At 67.4% G+C, this 26,418-nt stretch carries 24 protein-coding genes and 1 pseudogene; 12 read left to right on the top strand and 13 right to left on the bottom strand.

Annotated features, from left to right (window positions below):
• The first annotated feature begins 2 nt into the window (after window positions 1–2).
• Entirely contained in the window at window positions 3–1,103 is a 1,101-nt protein-coding gene (gene zapE / locus ACYJP6_RS05855; protein WP_459474120.1) for a cell division protein ZapE, read from the top strand.
• Here the strand turns inward: zapE and ACYJP6_RS05860 are convergent.
• Window positions 1,100–2,029 (bottom strand): glycosyltransferase family 2 protein, encoded by a 930-nt coding sequence (locus ACYJP6_RS05860; protein WP_459474288.1) that lies wholly within the window; start codon window positions 2,027–2,029, stop codon window positions 1,100–1,102. The two genes, zapE and ACYJP6_RS05860, sit on opposite strands and share 4 nt — an antisense overlap.
• A gap of 8 nt (window positions 2,030–2,037) precedes the next feature.
• A complete protein-coding gene (locus ACYJP6_RS05865) occupies window positions 2,038–2,418 on the bottom strand; it encodes a GtrA family protein (protein ID WP_459474121.1) in 381 nt (126 codons plus the stop codon).
• A 198-nt stretch (window positions 2,419–2,616) separates the two neighbouring features.
• Between ACYJP6_RS05865 and ACYJP6_RS05870 the strand changes: the two genes are divergently transcribed.
• The 3 genes and pseudogenes from ACYJP6_RS05870 to ACYJP6_RS05880 all read left to right on the top strand — a co-directional run bounded on the left by ACYJP6_RS05870 (window position 2,617) and on the right by ACYJP6_RS05880 (window position 4,274).
• Window positions 2,617–3,480, top strand: coding sequence for an MBL fold metallo-hydrolase (locus ACYJP6_RS05870; RefSeq protein ID WP_459474122.1), 864 nt, complete (start codon window positions 2,617–2,619; stop codon window positions 3,478–3,480).
• A gap of 302 nt (window positions 3,481–3,782) precedes the next feature.
• Window positions 3,783–3,914: pseudogene (locus ACYJP6_RS05875) on the top strand (con-10 family general stress protein); the annotation flags it as partial.
• 75 nt (window positions 3,915–3,989) lie between these two features.
• Window positions 3,990–4,274, top strand: coding sequence for a con-10 family general stress protein (locus ACYJP6_RS05880; RefSeq protein WP_459474123.1), 285 nt, complete (start codon window positions 3,990–3,992; stop codon window positions 4,272–4,274).
• Between the two features lie 94 nt (window positions 4,275–4,368).
• Here ACYJP6_RS05880 and ACYJP6_RS05885 read toward each other — a convergent pair whose 3' ends face one another.
• A complete protein-coding gene (locus ACYJP6_RS05885) occupies window positions 4,369–4,815 on the bottom strand; it encodes a DUF421 domain-containing protein (protein ID WP_459474124.1) in 447 nt (148 codons plus the stop codon).
• 9 nt (window positions 4,816–4,824) lie between these two features.
• On the bottom strand, window positions 4,825–5,316 hold the full coding sequence (locus ACYJP6_RS05890; protein WP_459474125.1) for a hypothetical protein: 492 nt from the start codon (window positions 5,314–5,316) through the stop codon (window positions 4,825–4,827).
• Between the two features lie 107 nt (window positions 5,317–5,423).
• Here ACYJP6_RS05890 and ACYJP6_RS05895 point away from each other — a divergent pair, with 107 nt between their 5' ends.
• A complete protein-coding gene (locus ACYJP6_RS05895; RefSeq protein WP_459474289.1) occupies window positions 5,424–5,873 on the top strand; it encodes a DMT family transporter in 450 nt (149 codons plus the stop codon).
• Window position 5,874: 1 nt separating this feature from the next.
• Here ACYJP6_RS05895 and ACYJP6_RS05900 read toward each other — a convergent pair whose 3' ends face one another.
• From ACYJP6_RS05900 to ACYJP6_RS05915, 4 genes are all read right to left on the bottom strand, one after another.
• Entirely contained in the window at window positions 5,875–8,379 is a 2,505-nt protein-coding gene (locus tag ACYJP6_RS05900) for a PepSY domain-containing protein (protein ID WP_459474126.1), read from the bottom strand.
• Window positions 8,364–9,047, bottom strand: a complete 684-nt coding sequence (locus tag ACYJP6_RS05905; protein ID WP_459474127.1) for a Fe2+-dependent dioxygenase — start codon at window positions 9,045–9,047, stop codon at window positions 8,364–8,366. Before ACYJP6_RS05905 ends, ACYJP6_RS05900 begins: the two co-directional genes overlap by 16 nt.
• 64 nt (window positions 9,048–9,111) lie before the next feature.
• Window positions 9,112–11,328 carry a TonB-dependent receptor gene (locus ACYJP6_RS05910; protein ID WP_459474128.1) on the bottom strand — a complete coding sequence of 739 codons (2,217 nt, stop codon included), beginning with the start codon at window positions 11,326–11,328 and terminating at the stop codon, window positions 9,112–9,114.
• Between the two features lie 181 nt (window positions 11,329–11,509).
• Window positions 11,510–12,673, bottom strand: coding sequence for a type III PLP-dependent enzyme (locus tag ACYJP6_RS05915; protein ID WP_145004277.1), 1,164 nt, complete (start codon window positions 12,671–12,673; stop codon window positions 11,510–11,512).
• A 459-nt stretch (window positions 12,674–13,132) separates the two neighbouring features.
• Here ACYJP6_RS05915 and ACYJP6_RS05920 point away from each other — a divergent pair, with 459 nt between their 5' ends.
• The gene (locus ACYJP6_RS05920) at window positions 13,133–14,026 is read left to right on the top strand and encodes a DMT family transporter (RefSeq protein ID WP_459474129.1); all 894 of its coding nucleotides are present in this window, start codon (window positions 13,133–13,135) and stop codon (window positions 14,024–14,026) included.
• A 324-nt stretch (window positions 14,027–14,350) separates the two neighbouring features.
• On the opposite strand, the gene amn is transcribed toward ACYJP6_RS05920, so the two are convergent.
• The 3 genes from amn to ACYJP6_RS05935 all read right to left on the bottom strand — a co-directional run bounded on the left by amn (window position 14,351) and on the right by ACYJP6_RS05935 (window position 19,371).
• On the bottom strand, window positions 14,351–15,823 hold the full coding sequence (gene amn / locus ACYJP6_RS05925; RefSeq protein WP_459474130.1) for an AMP nucleosidase: 1,473 nt from the start codon (window positions 15,821–15,823) through the stop codon (window positions 14,351–14,353).
• Window positions 15,824–15,886: 63 nt separating this feature from the next.
• Window positions 15,887–17,641 (bottom strand): ABC transporter ATP-binding protein, encoded by a 1,755-nt coding sequence (locus ACYJP6_RS05930; protein WP_459474131.1) that lies wholly within the window; start codon window positions 17,639–17,641, stop codon window positions 15,887–15,889.
• Window positions 17,638–19,371 carry an ABC transporter ATP-binding protein gene (locus ACYJP6_RS05935; RefSeq protein ID WP_459474132.1) on the bottom strand — a complete coding sequence of 578 codons (1,734 nt, stop codon included), beginning with the start codon at window positions 19,369–19,371 and terminating at the stop codon, window positions 17,638–17,640. The genes ACYJP6_RS05930 and ACYJP6_RS05935 overlap by 4 nt, the downstream gene beginning before the upstream one ends.
• A 178-nt stretch (window positions 19,372–19,549) precedes the next feature.
• Here ACYJP6_RS05935 and ACYJP6_RS05940 point away from each other — a divergent pair, with 178 nt between their 5' ends.
• From ACYJP6_RS05940 to ACYJP6_RS05955, 4 genes are all read left to right on the top strand, one after another.
• Window positions 19,550–20,347 carry a hydroxymethylpyrimidine/phosphomethylpyrimidine kinase gene (locus ACYJP6_RS05940; protein WP_459474133.1) on the top strand — a complete coding sequence of 266 codons (798 nt, stop codon included), beginning with the start codon at window positions 19,550–19,552 and terminating at the stop codon, window positions 20,345–20,347.
• The gene (thiE, locus tag ACYJP6_RS05945) at window positions 20,344–20,973 is read left to right on the top strand and encodes a thiamine phosphate synthase (RefSeq protein WP_459474134.1); all 630 of its coding nucleotides are present in this window, start codon (window positions 20,344–20,346) and stop codon (window positions 20,971–20,973) included. Before ACYJP6_RS05940 ends, thiE begins: the two co-directional genes overlap by 4 nt.
• Before the next feature lie 20 nt (window positions 20,974–20,993).
• Complete coding sequence (gene hemL, locus ACYJP6_RS05950; protein ID WP_459474135.1) at window positions 20,994–22,280, top strand: glutamate-1-semialdehyde 2,1-aminomutase; 1,287 nt, start codon at window positions 20,994–20,996, stop codon at window positions 22,278–22,280.
• 196 nt (window positions 22,281–22,476) lie between these two features.
• The gene (locus ACYJP6_RS05955) at window positions 22,477–23,022 is read left to right on the top strand and encodes a tetratricopeptide repeat protein (protein WP_459474136.1); all 546 of its coding nucleotides are present in this window, start codon (window positions 22,477–22,479) and stop codon (window positions 23,020–23,022) included.
• Window positions 23,023–23,034: 12 nt separating this feature from the next.
• Here the strand turns inward: ACYJP6_RS05955 and ACYJP6_RS05960 are convergent, their stop codons facing one another.
• On the bottom strand, window positions 23,035–23,370 hold the full coding sequence (locus ACYJP6_RS05960) for a DUF1820 family protein (RefSeq protein WP_007159644.1): 336 nt from the start codon (window positions 23,368–23,370) through the stop codon (window positions 23,035–23,037).
• Between the two features lie 63 nt (window positions 23,371–23,433).
• Entirely contained in the window at window positions 23,434–24,357 is a 924-nt protein-coding gene (locus tag ACYJP6_RS05965; RefSeq protein ID WP_459474137.1) for a LysR family transcriptional regulator, read from the bottom strand.
• A gap of 121 nt (window positions 24,358–24,478) precedes the next feature.
• Here ACYJP6_RS05965 and ACYJP6_RS05970 point away from each other — a divergent pair, with 121 nt between their 5' ends.
• Both ACYJP6_RS05970 and miaB read left to right on the top strand, forming a co-directional pair.
• Window positions 24,479–24,883: a RidA family protein gene (locus ACYJP6_RS05970; RefSeq protein WP_459474138.1), complete on the top strand. Its 405-nt coding sequence runs from the start codon at window positions 24,479–24,481 to the stop codon at window positions 24,881–24,883.
• 86 nt (window positions 24,884–24,969) lie between these two features.
• Window positions 24,970–26,343 carry a tRNA (N6-isopentenyl adenosine(37)-C2)-methylthiotransferase MiaB gene (miaB, locus tag ACYJP6_RS05975; RefSeq protein WP_459474290.1) on the top strand — a complete coding sequence of 458 codons (1,374 nt, stop codon included), beginning with the start codon at window positions 24,970–24,972 and terminating at the stop codon, window positions 26,341–26,343.
• The last annotated feature ends 75 nt before the right edge of the window (window positions 26,344–26,418 follow it).

The raw sequence follows: 26,418 nt of genomic DNA on the forward strand, positions 1-26,418 counted from the left end.
CCATGTCGAACGCCCTCTCCCCCCTCGCCGCCTACCGCCAGGCCGTGGCCCTGGGCACGCGGCTGCCCGATGCCGCCCAGGAAGCCGCTGTGCGTCAGCTGGAAACCTGCCACGCCGACCTGCTGGCGGGCCGTCCGGCCCGTGGCCTTTACCTCTGGGGGCCGGTCGGGCGCGGCAAGACCTGGCTGCTGGACCTGTTCCACGCCAGCCTGCCGGTGCCCGCGCGCCGCCAGCATTTCCATCACTTCATGCGCTGGGTGCACCAGCGGCAGTTCCTGCTCAGCGGCACCCGCGATCCCCTGCAGGTGCTGGCCCGCGAGTTGGCCGCCGAGGTGCGGGTACTGTGCTTCGACGAACTCTTCGTCAGCGACATCGGTGACGCCATCCTGGTCGGAGGCCTGCTGCGCGCCCTGCTGGACCAGGGCCTGGTACTGGTGGTCACCTCCAACCAGCCGCCAGAGCAGCTCTATGCCGGCGGCTTCAACCGCGAGCGGCTGCTGCCGGCCATCGCCGCGCTGCAAGAGCGGCTGGACGTACGGGAGGTGGATGGTGGCCAGGACCATCGGCTGCACGTCGGCGAAGCCGCGCCGCGCTATTGGGTGAAGGACCCCGCAGCCCTCGCCGCATGCTTCGCCCGCCTGACCGCCGGCCAGACCGTGACGGAAGCGCCCCTGCTGCTGGGCGGTCGCACCTTACACGTGATTAGGCGTGCCCCCGGTGCGGTCTGGTTCGATTTCGCCACCCTCTGCCAGGGCGCCTGGGCGACCTTGGACTACATCGACCTCTGCACCCGCTTCCCCGCCTTGCTGCTGGGCGGCGTGCCCTGCCTCTCCGGCGACCCGCGCGACGGTCGCATCGCCCGGGGCACCGAAGACGGCGTGGAACGGGTGGTCGCCGGTGACCGTGAATTGCCGCGCCTGGCGCCCCAGGACGATGCCGTGCGCCGCTTCATCGCCCTGGTCGATGAGGCCTACGATCGCCGCCGCCCGCTCTACCTCGACGCCGCCGTGCCCCTGGAGCAGCTCTATACCCGCGGCTGCCTGGACTTCCCCTTTCGCCGCACCCTGAGTCGGCTGCGGGAGATGCAGCAGGCGCGGTACTAGGGCGCGCGCCGGGTCGAACGCTTGAGCACATAGCGCGGCCGGCGCTTGGTCTCGATGTAGATGCGGCCGATGTATTCGCCCAGTACCCCGATACCGATGAGTTGCACCCCGCCGAAGAAGAGGATGGCGGTCATCAGCGAGGGATAACCGGGTACGCGGTTGCCGAAGGCCAGCTTCTCGAAGATCAGGTAGCCGGCATAGGCCAGGGACACCAAGGCGACGAAGCCGCCCAGGTAGGTCCAGAGCCGCAGCGGCACGGTGCTGAAGGAGGTGAAGCCCTCCAGTGCCAGGTTCCACAGCTTCCAGCCGTTGAACTTGCTGCTGCCGGCGCTGCGCGGGGCGCGTTCGTACTCCACCACCCGGGTATCGAAGCCGACCCAGGAGAGGATGCCCTTCATGAACAGATTGCGCTCCGGCAATTCGCGGATGGCGTCCACCACCTCGCGACTCATCAGCCGGAAATCGCCGACGTTCTCCTCGATGGGCGTCTGGGCGATGCGGTTGTGCAGGCGATAGAAGCCCTCGGCGGTCAGCCGCTTGAGCGGACTGTCGCTGCTGCGGTTGACGCGCTTGGCGAGCACCACGTCGGCGCCCTGCCGCCACTGTTCGAGCAGCCGCGGGATGACATCCAGCGGGTCCTGCAGGTCGACGTCCAGGGGCACCACCACCTCGCCACTGGCGTGTTCGATGCCGGCGAACAGCGCCGCCTCCTTGCCGAAGTTGCGCGACAGCTGCAGGACCGCCACCCGTGGATCCTCCCGGCGCAGCCGCTCCAGCACCCGGGCGCTGCCGTCCCGACTGCCATCGTCGACGAACAGCAGCTCCAGGTCGTGGGCAGCCAGCTCCGGGTGGGCGCAGACCGCCTGGTAGAACAGCGCGATGGCCAATTCTTCGTTGAATACCGGCACCACCAGGGACAGCTTCACGGCCTCGCTCATCGGAACACCCATCCGGACGACAAGAGATAGCTGAACACCGGCACCAGGGCGGTGGCGACGAGCAGCGCATAGAGGGTCGGCACGCCGCAGGCGAGCAGACCGGTCAACAGCAGGTTGTTGAGGCCGAAGCCGGCCAGCGCCACCAGCAGGAAGCGCCAGGGCGAGCCGGCCCGGGCGAAGGTGATGTGTCTATGCCCCAGGTAGGAGACGGCGAAGGCGACCAGGAAGGCGCCCAGGTTGGCGCCATAGGCCGGCCAGCCCCAGAGCTTCAGCAGCAGCGCGGCGACCGCCATGTGCACCAGCGTAGCGACCGCCCCGACCAGGGCGAACCTCAGGGGCCTGGCGGCGGATTTGGCCAGGGATCCGGATGAAGACACGTTCGACCTCGGCGCAGCGGCAATGGACGGCGCACGTTACCCTGCGGGTATCGAAACATCCTGTTGCATCCGTTGCAATTCCGTCATCCGGCGACGAACGGTCCAGCGCGCCTGGCACCGGGTGCGGCGACCGGCTACGCCGCGGGTAGGCGGACCCCGTGGTAAGGTGAAACCTCTCTTCTGTCACGAGGCCCGGTCATGACTCCGCGCATCGAACCCTTCTTCGACGCCACCACGTCCACCTTCACCTACGTGATCTACGAGGCGCCCGGCAGCCACTGCGCCATCGTCGACTCGGTGCTGGACTACGACCCGCATTCCGGAAGGACCGCCACCCTCTCGGCGGATCGCGTCGCCCGCTTCGTGCGCGACCAGGGCCTGAGCGTGCAATGGCTACTGGAGACCCATGCCCATGCCGACCATCTTTCCGCCGCGCCCTACCTGCGTCGGCAGCTGGGCGGGCGCATTGCCATCGGCGAAGGCATCCGCCGCGTCCAGGGCGCCTTCAAGGACGTCTTCAACCTGGAGCCGGAATTCCGCCTCGACGGCTCCCAGTTCGACCACCTGTTCCAGCCCGACGAACTGTTCCACATCGGCAACCTCGTCGCCCGCGCCCTGCACGTGCCTGGCCATACCCCGGCCGACATGGCCTACCAGGTGGAAGAGGCGCATGTCTTCGTCGGCGACACCCTGTTCATGCCCGATGTCGGTTCGGCGCGCTGCGATTTCCCCGGCGGCAGCGCCCGCGACCTCTATCGCTCGATCCGACAGCTGCTGGCGCTACCGGAGGCGACGCGTCTCTACCTGTGCCACGACTATCCACCCGCGGGCCGCGAGGCGCGCCACCAGACCACCGTCGGCGAAGAACGCGCCCTCAACGTCCATGTCCGCGATGGTGTGGACGAGGACGCCTTCGTCGCCCTGCGCACCCGCCGTGATGCCACCCTGGCCATGCCCACGCTGATCCTGCCGGCGATCCAGGTGAACATCCGCGCCGGTACCCTGCCGCCGGTCGAAGCCAATGGCCGGCGCTACCTGAAAATCCCCATCGACGGCTTCTAGCGGCACCGCCGCCCGTCGTACAAGGCAAAGGCCACAGGAGTTGGACGCAGCGGCGCCGCTGCGTCCAGCCTTTGCCGCGTGGTCCAGGCACCTCGCCCCGGCCAACCCAGCGGCCAGGTTGGACAGCCGATCGGACAAACCTAGATACAGCCCTGGTAGTGGCCGATGGCCAGCGACCACCTATCCCGTCGCCGGGAAACCTTGCCGCGTCTGCCCCTCCATACCAGGGCAGGCAATGAGTTCTGCACTACATTCCCACAAGAGGTAGAGCGACCATGACCACCAAGAATTCGAACTCCAATCCCGGCAACTTCGCCAACGACCGCGAGAAGGCCTCCGAGGCCGGGCGCAAGGGCGGCCAGAACAGTGGTGGCAATTTTGCCAACGATCGCGAGAAGGCCTCCGAAGCCGGGCGCAAGGGCGGTAGCCGCTAGGCGCTTCCCCCCTGGTAGCGGAGCCACGTCCGGGTGGACCTGGCTCCTTGCGTCCACGAGCAAGAGGAAATCACCATGAGTACCGACAATTCGAACCCCGGCAACTTCGCCAACGACCGCGAGAAGGCCTCCGAGGCCGGCCGCAAGGGCGGCGAGAACAGCGGTGGCAACTTCGCCAACGATCCCGAGCGCGCCGCCGAAGCCGGGCGCAAGGGCGGTGAGAACAGCGGCGGCAACTTCGCCAACGATCCCGAACGCGCCGCCGAGGCCGGCCGCAAGGGGGGCCAGAACAGCGGTGGCAACTTCGCCAATGATCGCGAGAAGGCCGCCGAAGCCGGCCGCAAGGGCGGCAGCCACTAGCCACTAGCCACTAGCCACTAGCCACTAGGCTATCCCCGCGTCAATCGAAGGGCAGGATCATCCTGCCCTTCTTGCGTTTCCAGCCCGGCTAGCTTTACTCGGACTCGGGAATCACCGAGATCTGTCCATTCTTCTCCAGCACCGCGAAACGGATCTGCTCCATGCGCTCCAGCCCCTGGCTCTGCCGCGCCGCTTCGAGGATGTCCTCCTCGGTGATCCGTGCCTTGCGCAGCCGCTGCGTCAGGGGCTTGCCGTACTCCACCACGATCAGGGGCATGCCATCGAGAAAGCGTCCCACCTGTGGCGAACGCTGCTTGAACAGCGACAGCAGGATGTCGATCAGCACCAGGGTCGCTATCACCACGAAGGCGTTGATCACCGAGAAGTCGTCGCCCAGCAGGGCCTGCTGGGTCGCCTCGCCGATCACCAGCAGCAGGACGAAATCGAAGGTGGTGATCTCCGACAACGCCCGGCGCCCGGTCAGGCGGAAGAGCACCAGCAGGAAGGCGTAGATGGCCGCGGCGCGGAGCACGGATTCCATGGCGGGTCCTCAGGGATAGATGAAGGCGGAGAGTGCCAGCGCTGGCTGGCCGGGTCGCAGGATGCGCCAGTCGACCCTGCCCAGGGCATCCGGACGCAGCGCCAGGTGCAGCCGGCTGGGGCCGCTGCCGGTGGCCAGCTCGAGCCAGAGCACCCCGTCCTCGCTGGTCATGCGCACCGGCTGCGGATAGAGGGCTTCCACCGTCCAGTCGGCCACCAGGCGTTCGTCCAGCCCGACCTTGGAGAGCCCGGGCGCCAGCTCCAGGGTCAGGGTCGCGGGCGCACCGCGACGCTGGAAGCGCTCGTACTCCACCCGGAGCTGCCCGTCGTCGCTGACGCGGCTCGCCGTGGTCCAGGGGCCGCCGCTGGCGAAGAGGCCGGCCAGGGCCAGGACGACAAACAGGCCCAGCAGTACCCAGCCCAGACGCTCGCAGCGCCAGATCCAGCGTTGCAGGCGCATGTCCTCTTGGATCGGACGGCCTTCTTGCAGCGGTGGCGCCATGGCGGATTCTCCCTTGCTGATAGGGCTTGGAGCCCGACCGGGAGTCGCCGGTTCGACCGCTTCGCCCCACCCTGGGGCATACTGCGCCCCCTTGTCGCTCTGGAGTCCTGCCGATGCCCGCCTGGTGGCTACTCGTCCTGCCCTTCATCGCCGGAGCCTGCCTGCCGTTGCAGGCCGGCATCAATGGGCAGCTCGCCCGCCAGCTGTCCAGCGTCTTCGCCGCCGCGTCGATCTCCTTCCTGGTCGGCCTGATCGCCCTGCTCGGGCTGACGCTCTGGCAACGCGGCGTGCCCAGCCTCGGCGCGCTCCGCGAGCTGCACTGGTGGCACTGGTGTGGCGGCCTGCTCGGCATGTTCTTCATCGCCATGGCCGCCTTCGCCGGACCGCGCATCGGCGCCACCCTGTTCATGGCGCTGGTCATCGCCGGTCAGCTGGCCATGTCGCTGAGCCTGGATCACTTCGGCTGGGCCGGCTTTCGTCAGGACCCGGTCACCCTCGGCAAGCTGGCCGGCGTGGTGCTGATCGGTGCCGGCGTCTGGTGCATCGCCCGGGCGTGAGTCAGTACAGATCGCGACGGTAGCGGTCGGACTCCAGCAAGCGCTGGACTTCATTCTCGCCGAGCAATGCCTGCAGGGTGGCATGCACGCCGCGCCCCAGCCCCTGCAGGCTGCCGCAGACCATGATCACCGCATCCGCCGCCAGCCAGGCGCGCAGTCCGTCCTGCTGCGCCTGCAGCCGCTCTTGCACGTAGCCATCGCCGTCCCGCGAGAACACCCGGTCCAGCCGCGCCAGCTCGCCCTTCGCCAGCCAGTCGTCCAGTTCCACGCCATAGAAGCTGTCGTGCGCCGCCGTACGCTCGCCGAACAGCAGCCAGTTGCGCCGGTACCCGCCGGCGATACGGGCGGCCAGCAGCGGGCGTACCCCGGCCAGGCCGGTACCGGCGGCGATCAGGATCAGTGGGCGCGGATCCAGCGGTGGACGAAAGCCGGGATGGGCTCGCAGCCGCGCCTGCAGCAGAGCGCCCGGAGCCAGCGCCGTGGTCAGCCAGCCGGAAGCGATCCCCAGGCGCCCAGCGGCCTTGCGCTCCTGGCGCACCAGCAGCCGCAGCGGCCCTTCGCCAGGCAGCGAGGCGATGGAGTACTGGCGCACCGCGAGGGGCAGCAGGGCATCGAGCAGCGCCTGGGCGGTCAGCCCGTACAGGGCGGAGCGATCGTCCGGCAGCAACCGGCCTTGCAGGGCATCCGCCAGGCGCTGAGGCCCGTCTTCGCCCCGTACTTCGCTAGCCGCGGCCAGGCCCAAGGGTTGCAGCCAGGCGCTGACCGTCTCCGCGCCTTGCCGCGGCGCGATTTCCAGGATGTCGCCCGGAGCCCACTCACTCCCCGTCGGCGGTACCAGGCGCAACTCGTAGGCCGGCCAGCCCGGACTGCCGGCATTGAGCAGCTGCCGCGACGCCAGTCGCCAGGGCTGCAGCGGCTGCTCCACCGGCACCTCGGCGCAGGCGGCGCCCAGGGTCTGCAGCTGGCGTTGCCAGAGCGTCAGGGCACCCGGGTCGCCGTTGTCCACCTCCACGGTGGTGAACAGCGGTCGGGCGCCCTGGGCAGCGAGCCAGGCATCGAGCCGGCGGGCGAAGGCGCAATAGCCCTGGTAACGCCGGTCGCCCAGCGCCAGCACGCCATAGTTCAGGCTGGCCAAGGCTTGGCCCTGCGCCTGCATCCGCCGCTCGAAGCCTCGGGCGGTGTCCGGTGCCTCGCCATCGCCATGGGTGGCGACGACGAACAGCGCCCGCGCCGCCCGCCGCAGCCGTTCGACGTCGAGGCGGCCGAGCGGGACGACTTCGGCGGCCAGCCCGGCCGCCTGCAACTGACCGGCCGCCTGCCAGGCCAGCGCCTCGCCCTGGCCGCTCTGGCTGGCGTAGCCGATCAGCCAGTCGGCGGCGCCGTCGGCACGGGGCACCAGGCCGGCACGGGCCTGGCGTGCCTGCCGGCGTTTGCGGCGGCGATCCAGGTAGAGCCACAGCCCGGTCACCAGGAACAGCGGCATGGCCAGGCTGGCGAGCAACATCAGCAGCCGTCCCGCCAGGCCGAAGTATTCGCCCGAGTGCAGGGCATAGACGCTGAGCAGCAGCCGTGCGCCCAGGGGCTGCTCACGGTAGCGCCTGTGATCGAGCACCCGGCCCTGGCCATCGAAGACGATGCGGTTGAGGGCACGGATATGCTCGGCATCCTCGGGCAGGTACCAGAGGGTCGGCTGGCCGACCTTGCGTGCCGGATTGGGCAGCAGCAGGCCATAGCCCTCGATGCGCCCCCCGGTCTCCCGGCGAAAGCTCTGCCAGAGAGCGTCCAGATCCACGTCGCGGCGGGCCACCACGGCGCTTTGGCGCGGTTCGGGCGCGGCGCCCAGCAGGCGCTCGCTGGCCACGCGGTACCAGCCGTAGGACCAGTAGAGTCCAGTCAGCGCCGCCAGCAGGTAGAGCAGCAGGCACCAGGTACCGACCACGGCGTGCAGGTCCCAGTGGAAGCTGCGGCCACGGCGCGCCCAGTCCAGCGTCAGCCAGGCGCGCCAGCGCCGCACCTGGCGCGGCCAGCGCAGATACAGCCCGGAAACGCAGAGCACCAGCAGGATCAGGGTGGCGGCACCGGTCAGGGCCTTGCCCAGTGGTCCCAAGGCCAGGGAACGGTGCAGGTCGAGGACGACGCGAAAGAAGGCTTGACCGCGAGGCGAGGTCAGCACCTCGCCGGAATAACGGTCGAACAGCCGGACCTCGCCGCGCCCCTGGCCGCCCGCCGGCGCCAGGCCGAGCATGCCGTAGCCCTCCCCGGCCATGGTGGAGACGAAGCTCAACTCCTGGCCCGGGGGTACCAGCCGCTGGCGCACCTCCGCGGGCGTGAGCAGTTGCCGCCCCGCGGTGGCGGTGACGGGTACCGGATTGAGCCACTGCATGACTTCCAGCTGCACGCTGTAGAGCGCACCCGTCACGCCCAGCACCACCAGCACCAGGCCCGCCGCCAGCCCGAGCAGGCTGTGCAGCTGGAACAGGCCGCGACGAATCAGGGCTGGGCCCATAGCCGCAGGAGATTGTGATAGACACCGGTCAGCTGCAGGCAGGCCTCGTGGCCCTGCCCCAGGTCGGCGGCGGCACGCTGGATGCCCTGGTCGAGTTCGAACAGCTGGGTGCGCTGCGCCGTGTCGCGCACCAGGCTCTGGATCCAGAAGAAGGAGCAGAGCCGCGCGCCCCGGGTGACCGGCAGCACCCGGTGCAGGCTGCTGGCCGGATAGAGGATCAGATCGCCGGCGGCCAGCTTGACGCTGTGGGCGCCATAGGTGTCCTCCACCACCAGCTCGCCGCCGTCGTATTCTTCCGGCTCGCAGAAGAACAGCGTTGCCGAGAGATCGGTGCGCAGATAGCCGCTGCCATCCGGCAGCGGACGCAGGGCATTGTCCACGTGCAGCCCGAAGGACTGGCCGCCCCGGTAGAGATTGAACAGCGGCGGAAACACCCGCGCCGGCAGCGCCGCGGCGACGAACAGCGGATGTCGCGCCAGGGCCTGCTGAATCAGCTCGCCCACCGCACGTGCCGCCGGTTCCTCCGCCGGCAGTTGCAGATTGTCCTTGGCCATCGCCGATTGAAAACCGGCCGTGTGCTTGCCATCGGCCCAGGCCGCTGCCTCCAGTCGTTGGCGGCACTCCCCTACCTGCTCGGGCGTAAGCACGCCCGGAACCCTGATCATCATCGGCGCTTTCCTCCTCAAGGCCGAAAGCCCCGTCGCGGCGGGGCTTCGGCTGCTCCACGCGACCCTAGAAGCTGTAGGTCGCGGTCAGGATGGCGGAGCGGGCATCGCCGTACTCGATGGCCGACGATCTGGTGGTCGCCCCCAGTTGCGAGCGCACCCGCTCCACATAGTCCTCGTCGAAGACGTTGTTGACGTTGAGTTGCAGGTCGACGTTGCGATTGACGCGATAGCCGACCATGGCGTTGTGCAGCCAGTAGGCGTCGAGCTTGGCGCCATCGTTGCTGGAGGTGACGTTACGCTCGCTGACATAGCGGGCGCCATAGCCTACCCGCCAGCCGGCCGGCAGCTCGTAGGTGGTCCAGAGGTTGAGCGAGCGCGGTGGCGTATTGGCCAGCGCCTGGCCTTCGCGATTGCGCCCGTCCAGGGTATCAGCGGCCTCGAGCGTCTCGCTGTCGAGGAAGGTGAAGTTGGCGTAGACGTTCCACGCCTGGGTGAGGCGCCCGGTGGCGCCCAGCTCTATGCCCTGCACGCGCTGCTTGCCGGCCAGGGCCGTGCTGCCGTCCGCCAGGGTCTCCCGGGCGTTGGTCTTCTCCACGCGGAACAGGGCGCCATCCAGCTCCAGGCGCCGGTCGAGGAATTCCCACTTGGTACCCAGTTCCCAGGTCTTGTTCTTTTCCGGCTCCAGGTCCTGGTTGGCCGTGCTCAGGCCCGCGCCGGTGGAGGTCAGACTTTCCGCCGAGGGGTTGAAGGAGGTGCCATAGGCCACGTAGACACGGCCGTTCGGCGCCGGTTTGAACACCAGGCCGGCACGCCCGCTCAGCTTGGCATCGTCGGAACTCAGGTGCGCCTTGCTGCCGCGCACGCCGTTGGTGACCGGGGTGGTGTCGCTGTCGCCGTCGAACCAGTCGTAGCGCAGGCCCAGGTTCACATCCCAATAGTCATTAAGGGCGATAGTGTCGAAGGCATAGACGGCCTTGTCGATCAGCACGTTGTCGGCGATGGCCGAGGTCTGCTTGTTGGTCGCACCGTCGTAGCGCTCCGGCGGCGCGGCCAGGGCATAGCCGGCAGCGGGGAAGGTCAGGTTGTAGCTGTAGGTATCGCGATCATAGTCCTCGCGGGAGAACTCCGCGCCCAGCACGAAGGAATGGCCCAGGCCGAAGGTGTCGACGTTACCGGTCAGGTTGGTCTGGTTGGTCCACATCTCCGCGGTCACGTCGCGACCGTAGCCCTGCGGACCGGCCGGGCGGTAGCGACCCGTGGCGACGCCGGAGAGGTTGACGTTGGACGCCGAGATCACCACGTCGCGCTCGAGGCGACTGTAACGCGTCAGGTTCTGCAGGCTCAGGTTGTCGTTGAAGCGGTGCTCCAGCTCCACCGTGAAGACATTATTGTCGATGTCTTCCTTGTCGATGTTCTTGAAGCCGAAGTAGGCCTCGCGATCCACGCCGGCCAGTTTCTTGCCGTTGAAGGCCGGCACCCCGTAGTCGGGCTGGTTGTTGTCGGTCTGATGGAAGTAGCTCAGGGTCAGGCGGGTGTCGTCCGACAGGCCCAGGGCCAGCGACGGCGCGATGCCCCAGCGCTCGCGATCGATCTGGTCGCGGCCGGGCACGTCGTTCTCGTGAGCCATCAGATTCAGGCGGAAGGCGCTGTCGGTACCCACGCCCTGCAACGGCTGGTTGGTGTCCAGGGTCAGGCGGCGATAGCTGTCGGTGCCCAGGCTTGCGCCGATGCGGGTGAATTGGCGCTCCTGGGGCTTCTTGCTGATCAGGTTGATGGAGCCACCGGTGGTGCCTGCGCCGCCGAACACCGAGTTGGGGCCCTTGATGACCTCGACCGACTCCAGGTTGAAGGTGTCGGTGCGGTTGGTCTGGGCGCTGTCGCGCAGGCCGTCGATCTGGATGTTCGAGTTGGCACTGAAGCCGCGGATGTTGATGCTGTCGCCGGAGCCGCCACCGCCCTCGCCGGCGTTGAAGGTGATGCCGGACACGTTGGCCAGCACCGACCTCAGGCTCAGCGCCTGCTGGTCCTGGATGACCTGCGCCGGCACCACGGTGACGGTCTGCGGGGTGTCCAGCAAAGGGGCGGTGTACTTGCGCGAGGCGGACTGCTCGGCCTTGAAGCCTTCCTGCTGCGCCTGACCCTCGATGGTCAGACTTTCCAGCCGGGTCACCGGCTCCTTGGCGTCCTGGGCCTGGGCCCCCAGGGACAGCGAGGCAACGGCGACACTGAAGGTAGAAACCAGCAGACGGCGCTGGGACAGCGCAGATATTTCCTTGGACATGATGGCGAGCCGCCTCCCTCTGTGAATGCGGCGCGATTCTATTTGCAAACGATTATCAAATCCATAGCGAATGTAAAGTATTCTTAACAATCCGGTACAGAGGCTGACAAATCCCCTCCCGACGCGCATGAAAAAGCCCGCGTCCCTGACGGGACGCGGGCTCGGTCAAGGCGGCAACGCCTTAGACGTAGAAGGCCTTCAGCGGCGGGAAGCCGTTGAATTCCACCGCGCTGTAGCTGGTGGTGTAGGCGCCGGTGGACAGCCAGTACAGGCGGTCACCGCTGGCCAGATTCAGCGGCAGGCCGTACTTGTAGTGCTCGTACATGATGTCGGCGCTGTCGCAGGTCGGACCGGCGATCACCACCTCTTCCATCTCGCCCTTCTTCTCGGTCCAGATCGGGAACTTGATGGACTCGTCCATGGTTTCGATCAGGCCGGAGAACTTGCCGACGTCGGTGTAGACCCAGCGCTCCACGGCGGTCCGCGACTTGCGCGCCACCAGCACCACTTCGCTGACCAGGATGCCGGCGTTGGAAATCAGCGAGCGACCCGGCTCCAGGATGATTTCCGGCAGCTCGTCGCCGAAGTCTTCCTTGAGGAAGCGGATGATCTCGTCGGCATAGGTCTCCAGGCTGTTGGTGCGCTGGATGTAGTTGGCTGGGAAGCCACCGCCCATGTTGATCATCTTGAGGGTGATGCCGTCTTCTTCCTTGAGGCGCTCGAAGATCACCTTGACCTTGGCGATGGCGGCGTCCCAGACGTCGATGTCGCGCTGCTGGCTACCCACGTGGAAGGAGATGCCATAGGGCTCCAGGCCCAGCTGGCGGGCCAGGATCAGCAGGTCCAGGGCCATGTCGGGCTGGCAGCCGAACTTGCGCGACAGCGGCCAGTCGGCCGAGTTGGAGCCTTCGGTGAGGATCCGCACGTAGATGCGCGAGCCCGGGGCGGCCTTGGCGATGTTGCGCAGGTCGGCCTCGGAGTCGGTGGCGAACATGCGCACGCCCTTCTCGTAGAAGTAGCGGATGTCCTTGGACTTCTTGATGGTGTTGCCGTAGCTGATGCGCTCCGGTTCGACACCGGTGGACAGCACCTTGTCCAGCTCGTAGATCGAGGCGATGTCGAAGTTCGAGCCCTTGTCGCGCAGCAACTCGGTGATCTCGATGGCCGGATTGGCCTTGACCGCGTAATAGATCTTGGCGAAGGGGAAGTTGCCAACGAGATCGTCATAGGCCCGCGCAATGGTGGCGGTGTCGATGACGACGAAGGGGGTTTCCTGCTGGTCGGCGAAGGCCTTCATCTTCTGGAAGGTTTCGCGAGAATAGTAATCTTCGACCTTGATGGACATGCGTCGGACTCCCGATGGGCAGAACAAATTGAAGGAGGGGGTGTTCTGAACGCCTAATCCGTTTCCCCACTTTGGTTCGCCTACTTCCCAAGGCACATCGCCGAAAGCAAAAAGGTCAACGCGTACTGGCGTTGACCTCGCTGTCTCGTCGTCGGTACTTGAGCCGGATGGATCGTTTCCAGCATGGACGTTCGGGCGCGAACTTTAGGGCCAGACGTCCCAGAGATCAATGTTAAATCCGTGATCTTTACCGAACGGTGACGCGAGCAGACCCACCCCTCTCCGGTAACCGACCGGAACGGGCGACGAGATGTTCCGGGTGGGCGATGACAGGCCTCCCTCGTAGGTCCCGTCCTTTTGACCACCCCGACCGAAAACGGCCGGCCCCGCCCAACGCCTGCGTGGATACTCGCCCCACTAATAGGGCAGCGTGATGTACCACCGATCAGGAGTGACGAGATGGGTCAGGCCGATGGACTGAGGCTCTTACTGCTGGCGGCAATCTGGGGCGCGAGCTTTCTCTTCATGCGCATCGCGGTACCGGCCTTCGGCACCGTGAATACTGCCTTTCTGCGGGTCGCGCTCGGTGCGTTGGGACTCGCCGTCCTATTGCTCCTCTTGCGGAAATCCTGGCATTTCACGGGCAAGTTCTGGTCGACCGCCCTGCTTGGAGTCGTCAATTCCGGACTGCCTTTCCTGCTGTACTGCCTGGCCGCGCGCTATCTACCTGCGGGCTATTCGGCACTGCTCAACGCCCTCACGCCGCTGATGGGCGCCTTGATCGGCTTCGCCTGCTTTGGCGAAGTCTTGAGCCGGCGCAAATGGCTCGGCGTGGCCATTGGCTTTGCTGGAGTGGCCTTGATCGTTCCACAAAGCAGTCCGGAAGCGGGCGCGAGCATGCTGACCGGCATCCTCGCCTGCCTGCTGGCAACGGCCTGCTATGGCACCGCCGGCTACCTGACGCGCCGTTGGATCAGCGAACGCGGCGGCCTGGATGCCACTCTGGTCGCCTTCGGTAGCCAGCTGGGTGCAACACTGTTCCTGCTACCGTTCAGCCTTGCGACCCTCGCCATGAATCCGCTGCCCGCCCCGCCACCCGCGAGTGCCTGGTCCAGTGTTCTAGCGGTCGGCCTGCTATGTACCGCCTTGGCCTACATCCTGTATTTCCGCTTACTGGCCGATATAGGGCCGCTACGTACCCTCAGCGTGACCTTTCTGGTCCCGCCGTTCGGGGTGCTCTGGGGCTATCTGGTCCTGGGTGAAACCCTGGCAACCAATGCCTTGCTGGGCGCGCTGGTGATAGGTATGGCGGTTTGGCTGGTAGTGAGCCGTGAGGAGACGACGCGGGCCTAGGCCTGCTGGCTATCGCGACCGCTCTTATGGAGTTGTAGTGTTTTGCCGATCGCGGCCATGGGCCGCTCCTACAGGCACGGAAGCAACCGTAGGAGCGGCCGCATCGGCGGACCGCCATGACCGCGATTAGTCCCCTGGCACCGTAGCGTGGAAAACGGCGCAGCCTTTTCCACTGGGCATCGTTGCCGGGGGCACCCTCACCCCAACCCTCTCCAAGAGGGAGAGGGGGCCATCCGCGCGCAATGCTAGGCCACCTTCGATCCTGACTCCTCGCCGTAGGTTGGGTTGAGCGCAGCGAAGCCCAACAGGCCCAACCCCAACGCCTTACCGGAACGGCGGCTCGTCGAAGCTGCGCAGCTTGCGCGAGTGCAGGGAGTCGAGCTGGGTGCGCAACTGGTCGAGGGCGGCGATGCCGATGGCCAGGTGCTGGCTCACCGCCCGGGCATAGAAGGCGTTCGCCGAGCCCGGCAGCTTGATCTCGCTGTGCAGCGGCTTGTCGGAGACGCACAGCAGGGTGCCGTAGGGCACCCGCAGGCGATAGCCCTGGGCGGCGATGGTGCCGCTTTCCATGTCCACCGCCACGGCGCGGGCCAGGTTGATCAGCGGGCGTTCCTGGGCCCAGCGCAGCTCCCAGTTGCGGTCGTCGTAGGTCAGCACGGTACCGGTGCGCAGACGGCGCTTGAGCGCCTCGCCGCGTTCGCCGGTGACGCTCGCAGCAGCGTCCTGCAGCGCTACCTGCACCTCGGCCAGCGCCGGGATGGGGATGTGCGGCGGCACCACGCGGTCGAGGATGCCGTCGCGTCTCATGTAGGCGTGGGCCAGCACGTAGTCGCCGATGGTCTGCGACTGCCGCAGGCCGCCGCAGTGGCCGATCATCAGCCAGCAGTGGGGGCGCAATACCGCCAGGTGGTCGGTGATGTTCTTGGCGTTGGACGGCCCCACGCCGATGTTGACCAGGGTGACGCCATGGCCATCGCTGGCGATCAGGTGATAGGCCGGCATTTGGAAGCGGTGCCAGGCAATGGCGGCGATGACCGCCTGGGCCTCGGTCGGCTCCATGTCGCGCTCGATGATGACGTTGCCCGGCAACACCAGGCGCACGAAGCGCGGATCGCTGCGCAGTTGCTCCAGGCCGTGCTGGATGAACTGGTCGACGTAGCGATGGTAGTTGGTCAGCAGGATCCAGGGCTGCACATGGCGCCAGTCGCTGCCGGTGTAGTGGACGATGCGTCTCAGCGAGAAATCGGTACGGGCGGCATCGAACAGCGCCAGTGGCAGCGGATCGATGCGCTCCCAGTCGTAGTGGCCGTCGGCGATGTCGTCGTGGGCGGCGGAGAGATCGGTGCTGGGGAAGACCCGCGCCAGCTCGGCGGCGGTCACGCCACTGCCGGCCAATTCGTCGCCCTGCTCCACCACATAGGGATAGGGGATGTCCTGGCGGCTGCGACCGACCTCGACCTGGACATCGTAGTCGCGCATCAGGGGTTCGAGCTGTTCCAGCAGATAGCCGCGGAAAGCCGCCGGATGGGTCACGGTGGCGACGTAGGTGCCCGGCAACTGGATCTTGGCGTAGGCGCGGGTGGTGGCCGGCGGCACACCGGGGGCGCGATAGCGGATGCGGATCTCGGGATAGCGGAACAGCTCGCGCTCGGCCGCGCTCGGCTCAACGCGATCCTTCAGGTAGCGCTTGAGCGCCGCGCCCAGGGCCTGGGTGGCTTCCTGGTGCAGCGCGGCGAGACGGTCGACCGCCTCGCTGGCCGTGGCAACGGAGGTGAAATCCTCGTGTACGGAGGTCATGCGGGTTTCCTTGTTGGGGCACTGGCTATAGCTGACACCCTAACACCCCCGGATGACAACGACTTACCTCGGCCCCACGCTTTTTTCACCCTGGGCATGCTGCTCCCACAGCCGCCGATAATGGCCCTCGGGGCGCTGCAGCAAGGCCTCGTGACTGCCCTCCTCCACCTTGCGGCCATCGCGCAGCACCAGGATGCGATCGGCGTGGCGGATGGTGGACAGCCGATGCGCCACCACGATCAGGGTGACCTGGCCGCGCAACTCGTCCAGCGCTCCTTGCAGCCGCGCTTCGGTGGCGCTGTCGATGCTGGCGGTGGCCTCGTCGAGGAGCAGCACCTTGGGCTCGCGCAGCAACGCCCGGGCCAGGGCCAGCAGTTGCCGCTCGCCGGTGGACAGGGTGAAGCCACGCTCGCCCAGCAGCGTATCCAGCCCCTCGGGCAGCCGCGCCACCAGGTCGTCCAGGTGGGCGGCGGCCAGGGCCTGGCGCAAACGCGCATCCGGGACCTGGCTGCCCAGCAAGAGGTTGTCCCTGAGGCTGCTGGAACGGATGAAGGGCTCCTGGGGCACGCTGGCCAGGGCCGTACCCAGCACCTCCGGGGTCAGGCTGCCCAGCTCGCGGCCGTCCAGGCAGAGGCTGCCGCCGCTGATGGGCTGCAACCCGGCGAGCAGGTCGAGCAGGGTCGACTTGCCGCTGCCCGTCGGCCCGACGATGCCGAGAAAGGTACCCGGTGCTATGTCCAGGTCGATGCCGTGCAGGGTGTCGTGCCCGGCGCCGGCATGGCGGAAGCGCACCGCGTCGAGGTGGAAATGCGCGGTCGCGATGGGCCGGTCGTCTTCGCCGCTCAGCGCCGGCTTCTCTTCCAGCAGGTGCAGCAGGCGGGTACCGGCCACCGTGGCCTGCTGGAACAGGTTGAATCTCTGGGTGATGTCCATCAGCGGCTCGGTCACCCGGCCCAGGTAGGTAACGAAGGCATAGAGCACGCCGATCTCGGCGCCGCCCTGCAGATGGCCCAGGCCGTAGACCAGCAGCAACACCGCCAGCACCGCCACGCTGACCAAGTCCAGCGCCGAGCGCAGCAGCAGGCCGGACACGCGGATGGCGCGCATGCGCGCGCCGTACTGGGCCTGGTTCAGGCGCTGGAAATCCGCGCGGAAGCGTTCGGTCTGGTTGAACGCCTGCAACAGGCCCATGCCGCCGATGGCCTCGCCCAACCGGGCGCTCTGCTCGGCGCGCAACATCCGCACCTCCATGGCCGCCGCCCCGCTGTATCTCTGATAGGCCCAGACGATCAGCACGGCCGCCGGGATCAGCAGCACGGCGATGGCCATCAGCCGCACGTCGAGCAGGGCCATGGCCACCAGAATGCCGATCAGCAGCACGATGTTGCCGACCATGTTGCCGAGGAAGGCCACATAGAGTTCGCGCAGGGCATCGGTGTCGTTGGTGACCCGCGCCACCAGTTCGCCGGTGGCGGTGCGGTCGTGGAAACTCTGCGGCAGGCTCAGCACGTGGCGGAACAGCCGCCGCCGCTGCAGGAGCACCACGTCCATGGCGATCTCGGCGAATCTCAGCGATTGCAGATAGCGGCCATAGGCGGCCAGCCCCTGGGAGACCACATAGGCGGCCACCAGCCCCACCAGCGGCCAGAGACGCAGGTCGTGGGGCACCAGGTAATTGTCGAGATAGTGCTTGGTCAGCCAGGGGCCGAGCACGTCGAACAGGGTGGCCAGCACCAGGATGGCCAGGGTGGCGGCCAGCTTGCGCGGCTTGGCCAGCACCGGCTTGAGCAGTAGTGAGAGTACGCGCGTCCTGGTCATTGGCGGGCCTCCTCAGCCTGCTGCAGGGCCCAGAGCCGGGCATAGAGGCCGCCCGCGGCGAGCAGCTCGGCATGGCGGCCGCGCTCCACCAGGCTGCCCTGGTCGAGGACGATGATCTCGTCGGCCTGCTGCACCGCCGAGAGGCGGTGGCTGACGATCAGGGTGGTACGCCCCTGCAGTCCCGCCAGGGTGCGCAACAGCTGGGCCTCGGTGGCGGTATCCACCGCCGAGAGGGTGTCGTCGAGTAGCAGGATGGTCGCCGGCGAGAGCAGCGCCCGGGCCAGGGCCACCCGCTGGCGCTGGCCACCGGAAAGGGTCAGGCCGCGCTCGCCCACCGGGGTGTCCAGCCCTTGCGGCAACGCTGCCAGATCAGTACCGAAGGCGGCGGCGTCCAGGGCTTCGCGGATCTCCCCGGCGGTGGCATCCGGCCGGCTGAGGGCGACGTTCTCGCCCAGGGTCCGGGCGAACAGGAAGGGGTCCTGGGGCACATAGGCGAATTGGGCGCGCAGGTCGCCAAGCCGATACTCCTCCAGCGGTACCCCGCCCAGGCGGATGCAACCCTGCTCCAGCGGGAACTGGCGCAGGAGCAGGCGCAGCAGGGTGCTCTTGCCGCTGCCGGTGGCGCCGACGATGCCCAGGGTATCGCCGGCGGGCAGGTCGATGACCACGTCCTGCAAGGCCGGCTGACGCGCCTGGGGATAGGTGAAGGCCGGGATGTAGACCGACAGGTCGGCCTGGTCCGGTGGCGTCTGGGTGCCCTCGTCACGGATGCGCTCGGTGACCACGAACACCTCTTCCAGGCGGCGCGCGCCGGCTTCGCCGCGCTGCAGCAGGTTGAAGCACCAGCCGATGGCGAACATCGGCCAGATCAGTTGCACCAGGTAGAGGCTGAAACTGGTCAGCTGGCCCAGGGTGATATGGCCGTCGAGATAGCGCCAGCTGCCCATCACCAGGGTCAGCAGGGTGGCGCAGCTCAGGGCGACGAAGATGATCGGCTCGTAGCGCGCCTCGGTACGCTGCACCTGGTAGTCGGCCTTGGCCACGCGGCGGGCGCGTTCGTCGAAGTCGTCCAGCTCGGCTTCGACCAGGGCATGCTGGCGCAACATGCGCAGGCCGCTCAGGGCTTCCTGGGTACGGTCGTTGAGGGCGGAAAAGCCTGCCAGCGCCAGGCCAAAACGCTGCTGCACCCGCCGCGCCACGCGGTAGAAGCCCCAGGCCATGAAGGGAAAGGGCAACAGGGCCAGGGCCGCCAGGGGTGCGTCGATACCGATGAACATGGCCAGCAGCACCAGCAGCAGGGTCAGCATGCCGTCGAAACTGGCCAGCACCCCTTCGCCCGCGGCGGTTTCCACGGCGTCGATGTCCTGGGTGGCACGGGCCAGCAGGTCACCGGTACGGCTGGACTGGAAGAAGCCGGGATCGAGGCGCGCCAGCTTGGCGAAGAAGGCATCGCGCAGCTCCACGCCGACCTGGTAGGAGGTGCCGAACAGCCGCACCCGCCACTGATAGCGGAGCACATAGAGGCCGCAGCCGACCGCCACGATCAGGGCCACGCGCCAGAGCAGACCGGCCTGATCCAGCTCGCCCGCGCGCAGGGCGTCGATGGCCTTGCCGATCCACCAGGGCAGGGTCAGGTTGAGCAATCCGACCCCCAGCAGGCAGAGGATGGCCGTCCCGTAGGCACGCCGTTGGCGGAAGAAGAAATCACGCAACAACCGCCACAACGCCATAAACCCGCCTTAGGCAACCAAAGGTGCAGTATATCGGCTCCCTTGGGGGCAACGGAGTTCCATCGTCCCGATCTGGGTCCCATGTCAACGGGTAGCGCGGGGCGCGAGGTCGTTGTAGGGTGCCACTCCCTGCCGCGCCCGGCCGCTGCGCCCCCTTCTCTTTGCTAGGCTGACGTCCATGACCCTCGAACCCCAACGTCCCGTCGTCCTCTGTCTGTCCGGTCACGATCCGAGTGGCGGTGCCGGCCTGCAGGCCGACATCGAAGCCCTGCTCGCCCAGGGTTGCCACGCCGCCCCGGCGGTCACCGCGCTGACCGTGCAGGACACCGTCGACGTCCAGGATTTCCGCGTGCTGGATCGCGCGTGGGTGCTGGCCCAGGCCCGGGCGATCATCGCCGACCTGCCGGTGGCAGCGGTCAAGCTGGGCATGCTCGGCTCGGTGGAGATGGTCGAGACGGTGCTGGAAATCATGGAAGCCCTGCCCGGCGTGCCGCTGGTATGCGATCCGGTGCTGCGCGCCGGTGGCGGCGGCGCCCTGGGCAAGGACGAGGTCGGCTACGCCATCCGCGAGCGCCTTTTGCCGCGCGCCACCATCGCCACCCCCAATCTGCCCGAGGCGCGCATCCTCGCCGAGCTGCCCGAGGGCACGCCGGAGCAATGCGCCGAGCGCCTGCTGCCCTTTTGCGCCCACCTGCTGATCACCGGCGGCCATGGCGAGGAGCACGAGGTGCATAACCGCCTCTATGACCGCGAAGGCCGCTGCGAGACCCACGTCTGCCAGCGCCTGCCCGGCAGCTACCACGGCTCCGGCTGTACCCTGGCCAGCACCCTGGCCGGACGCCTGGCCCTGGGCGAAGCCCTGCCCAGCGCGGTGCGCAGCGCCCTCGACTACACCTGGCGTACCCTGAGGGACGCCGAACGCCCCGGCCGTGGCCAGTACGTGCCGCGCCGCCTGCCGCTGGACTTCTGCTCATGAGCGATCTGCGCGGACTCTACGCCATCACCGACAGCGCCCTGCTCGCCGACGGTCGCCTGCTGCCCTACGTCGAAGCCGCCCTGCAGGGCGGTGCCCGCCTGGTGCAATACCGCGACAAGTCAAGCGACGCCAATCGCCGCCACGACGAAGCCGCTGCCCTGGCCAACCTATGCCGCCAGCACGGTGCCCAGCTGATCATCAATGACGACCTGGCCCTGGCCCGCGCCCTGGGCGTCGGCCTGCACCTGGGCCAGGAAGACGGTTCCCTGGCCAGCGCCCGTGCCGAACTGGGCGCGGATGCCGTGCTCGGCGGCACCTGCCACGCCAGCCTGGAGCTGGCCGAGGCCGCCGCCCAGGCCGGCGCCAGCTACCTGGCCTTCGGCCGCTTCTTCGCCTCCAGCACCAAGCCGGATGCCCCGCCGGCGCCTCTGGAGTTGCTCGACCAGGCCCGCAGTCGCTTCAACCAGCCGCTGTGCGCCATCGGTGGCGTCACTCTGGACAACGCTCCGCGCCTGCTCGAACACGGCGCCGATCTGCTCGCCGTCGTCCACACCCTGTTTTCCGCCGCCAGCGCGGGCGAGGTGGAGCGCCGCGCGCGCGCCTTCGCCCGGCTGTTCGCGGCCTGATCCTATTCAAGGAGACTCCCATGTCCCGTTCCGCCCAACTCTTCGACCAAGCCCAACGCCACATCCCCGGCGGCGTCAACTCGCCGGTGCGTGCCTTCAAGAGCGTCGGCGGCACGCCGCTGTTCTTCAAGCACGCTCAGGGCGCCTATGTGGTCGATGAAGACGACAAGCGCTACGTCGACTACGTCGGCTCCTGGGGTCCGATGATCCTCGGCCATAGCCATCCGGACGTGCTCGATGCCGTGCGCCGCCAGCTGGAACACGGCCTCTCCTACGGCGCCCCGACCGCCCTGGAAACCACCATGGCCGACCTCATCTGCGAGCTGGTGCCGTCCATGGAGATGGTGCGCATGGTCAGCTCCGGCACCGAGGCCACCATGAGCGCCATCCGCCTGGCACGCGGCTATACCGGGCGCGACACCATCATCAAGTTCGAGGGCTGCTACCACGGCCACTCCGACAGCCTGCTGGTCAAGGCCGGCTCTGGCGCCCTGACCCTGGGCGTGCCCAGCTCGCCCGGCGTGCCGGCGGCCTTCGCCCAGCACACCCTGACCCTGGCCTACAACGACCTGACCGAGGTGGAAGAGACCCTGGCGAAAACCGGCGACCAGATCGCCTGCATCATCGTCGAGCCGGTGGCCGGCAACATGAATTGCGTACCGCCCGCCCCCGGCTTCCTCGAAGGCCTGCGCAGCCTCTGCGATCGCTATGGCGTGGTGCTGATCTTCGACGAGGTCATGACCGGTTTCCGCGTCGCCCTGGGCGGTGCCCAGGAGTACTACGGCATCCGTCCGGACCTCTCCACCTTCGGCAAGATCGTCGGCGGCGGCATGCCGGTGGGCTGCTTCGGCGGCAAGCGCGAGATCATGGAAAAGATCGCCCCGCTCGGCCCGGTCTACCAGGCCGGCACCCTCTCGGGCAATCCGCTGGCCATGGCCGCCGGCCTGACCACCCTGCAGCTGATCCGTCGCCCCGGCTTCCACGCCGAGCTGACCGACTACACCACGCGGATGCTGCAGGGCCTTCAGGATCGCGCCGATGCTGCAGGCGTGCCCTTCGTCACCACCCAGGCGGGCGGCATGTTCGGCCTCTACTTCAGTGGCGCCGAAGACATCGTCACCTTCAGCGACGTCATGGGCAGCGACAGCGAGAGGTTCAAGCGCTTCTTCCACCTGATGCTGGACGGCGGCGTCTACCTGGCACCCAGTGCCTTCGAGGCCGGTTTCACCTCCATCGCCCATGGCGACGAGGAGCTGCGCATCACCCTGGATGCCGCCGAGCGCGCCTTCGCGACCTTCAAGGACTAATACCGTCCGTCTCGCTTCAGGAACCTCTCTGCCCCGCCAGCCTCACACCTAGTTGAGAGGCTGGCGTAACGGGCAAAAAAGTTCCGCCATTGTGCGTAAAGGTTTTGAAAGCGTGCGCCGGCTTGACCCATAATGAGATGTCGGCGCGTTTCGCCGACCGGGTTCTCCGAACCTGCCTCGCTCGTGGAGGCGCTTCATGCACCGCGCTGGTCACATCCTGTGCGCAGCCCTATTCCTGATGCCCCTGGCCGCCCTGGCCGGTGGTAACTCGCTGCTCGTCCCCAGCACCAGCCGTTGCAACCTGAATCTGGCCAACGACGCCCTGGCGCAGGCCATCGCCCGCTGCCAGCAGATCGCCCACGACGGCGACTCCCAGGCACAGTACGAACTCGGCGACTTCTACTACGAAGGCAAGCAGACGCCCAAGGATCTCAACCAGGCGCGCCAGTGGTTCGAACAGGCCTCGCTAAAGGGCAATGCCGATGCGCAGAATCGCCTCGGCAACATGTTCTTTCGCGGCGAGGGCGTCCCGCCCAACAACATCCAGGCCTACATCGTGCTGAAGATGGCCGCCATCAATGGCAACGACGAAGCCATGGACACCGCCGACCTGGTCAGCGCCCAGATGCGCCGGGACGAGCTGGAGATGGCCACCCAGGTGCTGGGCCAGATCTTCCGCGACTATCTGCAGGACATGCAGACCGCGGGCAACCTCAATCCCTTCCAGCCGCCGCAGAACTGACCGCGAGCCCGGTCAGGGCTTGTCGGGCATGGGCATCGGGAACGGCATGACGTTGGTGCCACCCTTGGCCTCGCTGATCTTGGGCTGGCCCAGGCGCTCCACCTCGTCGATACGGATGATCGAATGCATCGGCACGAAGCTGCGCACCACGCCTTCGAATTGCGCCTTGAGCTTCTCCTCGCTCGGATCGACCACCACCTGGGTGCGCTCGCCGAACACCAGTTCCTCGATTTCCAGGAAGCCCCAGAGATCGCTTTGGAAGATCTGCTTGGCGTAGATCTCGAAGACCTGACCCTGGTTGACGAAGATCACCTTGTAGATGGCCGGCTTGCTGGGGGATGAGCTCATGGATGGGCGCAAGATTCACTGATGAAAAGGGCGGCGAGCATAGCACGCCGGGCCTGGGCCCAGTCAGCCGTCCGCCGCGGCATCCAGGCACGCCCGCTGTGCCACCACGGCGCTCACCCAGTCGATGAAGACCCGCAATTTGGCGCTGACGTGACGGTTGGGCGCGAAGGCCAGATACAGCGGCATGGGGACCATCCGCCAGTCCGCGAACAGCCTGACCAGCTCGCCGCGAGCGACCGCCTCCGCTGCCAGATAGTGCGGCAGGCAGACCACTCCGAGCCCGGCCTGCCCTGCGGCCAGGCAGGCATTGCCGTCGTCCACTTCCAGACTGTGCCGGCTCTGCAACTCTAGGCGCTCGGCGCCGCGCTGCAGGGCATAGGGAAAGCCCTTGCCCGTACCCCAGAGAAAGCGCACCACCCGATGCGGCGCTTCGGCCAGCGCGGCAGGATGCAGCGGCACACCTTGGGTGGCGAGATAGGCCGGCGCGGCATAGCACCCCAGTTGCAGCGCCCCCAGCGGCCGGGCCACCAGGTACTGCTCGCGGATGCGCCCGCCGCGGATCACGCAATCGACGTTGTCGCCGATCAGGTCCACCTGGCGATCGCTGACGCCCAGCTCGAGCTGGATATCCGGATAGCGCTGGAAGAAGTCCGGCAGGGCCGGGATCAGGATCAGCCGCGCCAGCGGACTGGGCACGTCCACCCGCAGGCGGCCACGGGGCGTGCGAGTGGCCGCCGAAAGCCCCGTCTCGGCATCGTCCACCGCCGCCAGCACGCCCAGGCAGCATTCGTAGTAGGCGGCGCCGTCGGCGGTGACCTGCACCTGCCGGGTGGTGCGATTGAGCAGGCGCACCTGCAGGTGCGCTTCCAGCTGCTGCACCTGCTGGGTGACGCGGGTGCGGCTGCTGCCGAGGGTCTCGGCCGCGCGGGTGAAGCTGCCGGCTTCCACCACCCGCACGAAGGTCTGCATCGCGCCGAACAGATCCATGCCGCCTCCTGAACAGGGGATTGTTTGGATTGTACAAACAATGCTGGCCGCCTGGCCGGGTTTATCCACTGGTGGACGACGCCTAAGGTGGCTTCCTCGATCCCCCTCACGGAGCCCTGCCATGACCCGCGACGTCGTCTTTCCCGCCAACCGCCATGCCCTCTACGAGCAGCACCGCTATTCACCGGCCATCCGCTCCAATGGCTTTCTGTTCGTCTCCGGCCAGGTCGGCAGCCGCCTCGACGGTGCGCCGGAAGCGGAGCTGGAAGAGCAGATCCGCCTGGCCTTCGCCAACCTCGATGCCATCCTCGTCGCCGCGGGCACCACCTTCGCCGACGTGGTGGACGTCACCCTGTTCATGATCGATGCCGAGGCCAGCTTCGAACGGATCTGGCCGGTACTGCTGGAGCACTGGGGCACGGCGCCCTACCCCACGGTGACCGCGGTCGGCGTCACCTGGCTGGCCGGCTTCCGCTTCGAGATCAAGGTCATCGCCCGGCTACCAGAAGGCAGCGCTGGGCCATAGGCCGAGTGCCTTCCGGGCGGCTCTTCCCCGTGCCGAGGGCCATCACTATAATGCGCGGTCCACTCGCCACCGACTCCCTGCCGCGCATGTCCAAGAAGCTCTATATCGAAACCCATGGCTGCCAGATGAACGAATACGATTCGTCGCGCATGGTCGACCTGCTCGGCGAGCGTGAGCCCCTGGAAGTCACCCAGAATCCGGCCGAGGCCGACGTCATCCTGCTCAACACCTGCTCGATCCGCGAGAAGGCGCAGGAGAAGGTGTTCTCCCAGCTCGGTCGCTGGCGCGAACTCAAGCTGGAGAATCCCGATCTGGTGATCGGCGTCGGTGGCTGCGTGGCCAGCCAGGAAGGCGCCGCCATCCGTGATCGCGCGCCCTATGTCGACGTGGTCTTCGGCCCCCAGACCCTGCACCGCCTGCCGGAGATGATCGACGCCGCGCGCACCACCCGGGCGCCCCAGGTGGACATCTCCTTCCCCGAGATCGAGAAGTTCGACCGCCTGCCCGAGCCGCGCATCGACGGCCCCAGCGCGTTCGTCTCCATCATGGAAGGCTGCAGCAAGTACTGCACCTTCTGCGTGGTGCCCTACACCCGTGGTGAAGAGGTCAGCCGGCCGCTGGACGATGTCCTCGCCGAGATCATCCACCTCGCCGAGCACGGCGTGCGTGAGGTGACCCTGCTGGGCCAGAACGTCAACGGCTATCGCGGCGCCACCGGCGACGGCCGTATCGCCGACTTCGCCGAGCTGCTCTATGTGGTGGCGGCAGTGGACGGCATCGACCGCATTCGCTACACCACCTCGCATCCGCTGGAATTCTCCGACGCCCTGATCCAGGCCCATGCCGAGATCCCGGAGCTGGTGAAGTTCGTGCACCTGCCGGTGCAGGCCGGTTCGGATCGCATCCTGGCCGCCATGAAGCGCAACCACACGGCGCTGGAATACAAGTCGCGCATCCGCAAGCTCAAGGCGGCGGTACCCGACATCTGCATCAGCTCGGACTTCATCGTCGGCTTCCCCGGCGAGACCGAGAAGGACTTCGCGCAGACCATGAAGCTGATCGAGGACGTCGGCTTCGACTTTTCCTTCTCCTTCGTCTACAGCGCCCGTCCCGGCACCCCGGCGGCGGACCTGGTCGACGACACCCCTGACGAGGTCAAGAAGCAGCGCCTGCAGATCCTGCAGACGCGCATCCACCAGCAGGGCTTCGAGATCAGCCGGCGCATGGCCGGCAGCGTCCAGACCATCCTGGTCAGCGATTTCTCCAAGCGCGACCCGGGCATGCTGCAGGGCCGCACCGAGAACAACCGCATCGTCAACTTCCGCTGCGGCGATGCCAGCCTGATCGGCCAGTTCGTCCAGGTGCACATCGACGAGGCCCTGCCGCACTCCCTGCGCGGCACCCTGCTAAGCCCCGTCGCCAGTGGTGCGCGCCCGCCCGTCGCCGTCGCGCTGGCCTGATGGATGGTCGTACGCGCCCTTTGCCAAGGGCGCGACCCAGGTTACTCTCAAGCTACGTCAAGTTTTCGTAAAGCC

Source organism: Pseudomonas sp. No.117 (assembly GCF_054558395.1).

Excerpts from the sequence above, each read along its gene's own strand:
- ACYJP6_RS05870 (WP_459474122.1), top strand. The coding sequence starts at position 2,617 with ATGACTCCGCGCATCGAACCCTTCTTCGACGCCACCACGTCCACCTTC.
- hemL (WP_459474135.1), top strand. The coding sequence starts at position 20,994 with ATGTCCCGTTCCGCCCAACTCTTCGACCAAGCCCAACGCCACATCCCC.
- ACYJP6_RS05890 (WP_459474125.1), bottom strand. The coding sequence starts at position 5,316 with ATGGCGCCACCGCTGCAAGAAGGCCGTCCGATCCAAGAGGACATGCGC.
- miaB (WP_459474290.1), top strand. The coding sequence starts at position 24,970 with ATGTCCAAGAAGCTCTATATCGAAACCCATGGCTGCCAGATGAACGAA.
- ACYJP6_RS05935 (WP_459474132.1), bottom strand. The coding sequence starts at position 19,371 with ATGGCGTTGTGGCGGTTGTTGCGTGATTTCTTCTTCCGCCAACGGCGT.
- ACYJP6_RS05970 (WP_459474138.1), top strand. The coding sequence starts at position 24,479 with ATGACCCGCGACGTCGTCTTTCCCGCCAACCGCCATGCCCTCTACGAG.
- ACYJP6_RS05915 (WP_145004277.1), bottom strand. The coding sequence starts at position 12,673 with ATGTCCATCAAGGTCGAAGATTACTATTCTCGCGAAACCTTCCAGAAG.
- amn (WP_459474130.1), bottom strand. The coding sequence starts at position 15,823 with ATGACCTCCGTACACGAGGATTTCACCTCCGTTGCCACGGCCAGCGAG.
- ACYJP6_RS05955 (WP_459474136.1), top strand. The coding sequence starts at position 22,477 with ATGCACCGCGCTGGTCACATCCTGTGCGCAGCCCTATTCCTGATGCCC.
- ACYJP6_RS05940 (WP_459474133.1), top strand. The coding sequence starts at position 19,550 with ATGACCCTCGAACCCCAACGTCCCGTCGTCCTCTGTCTGTCCGGTCAC.
- ACYJP6_RS05930 (WP_459474131.1), bottom strand. The coding sequence starts at position 17,641 with ATGACCAGGACGCGCGTACTCTCACTACTGCTCAAGCCGGTGCTGGCC.
- ACYJP6_RS05960 (WP_007159644.1), bottom strand. The coding sequence starts at position 23,370 with ATGAGCTCATCCCCCAGCAAGCCGGCCATCTACAAGGTGATCTTCGTC.
- ACYJP6_RS05965 (WP_459474137.1), bottom strand. The coding sequence starts at position 24,357 with ATGGATCTGTTCGGCGCGATGCAGACCTTCGTGCGGGTGGTGGAAGCC.
- zapE (WP_459474120.1), top strand. The coding sequence starts at position 3 with ATGTCGAACGCCCTCTCCCCCCTCGCCGCCTACCGCCAGGCCGTGGCC.
- ACYJP6_RS05885 (WP_459474124.1), bottom strand. The coding sequence starts at position 4,815 with ATGGAATCCGTGCTCCGCGCCGCGGCCATCTACGCCTTCCTGCTGGTG.
- ACYJP6_RS05900 (WP_459474126.1), bottom strand. The coding sequence starts at position 8,379 with ATGGGCCCAGCCCTGATTCGTCGCGGCCTGTTCCAGCTGCACAGCCTG.
- ACYJP6_RS05905 (WP_459474127.1), bottom strand. The coding sequence starts at position 9,047 with ATGATGATCAGGGTTCCGGGCGTGCTTACGCCCGAGCAGGTAGGGGAG.
- ACYJP6_RS05880 (WP_459474123.1), top strand. The coding sequence starts at position 3,990 with ATGAGTACCGACAATTCGAACCCCGGCAACTTCGCCAACGACCGCGAG.
- ACYJP6_RS05910 (WP_459474128.1), bottom strand. The coding sequence starts at position 11,328 with ATGTCCAAGGAAATATCTGCGCTGTCCCAGCGCCGTCTGCTGGTTTCT.
- thiE (WP_459474134.1), top strand. The coding sequence starts at position 20,344 with ATGAGCGATCTGCGCGGACTCTACGCCATCACCGACAGCGCCCTGCTC.
- ACYJP6_RS05920 (WP_459474129.1), top strand. The coding sequence starts at position 13,133 with ATGGGTCAGGCCGATGGACTGAGGCTCTTACTGCTGGCGGCAATCTGG.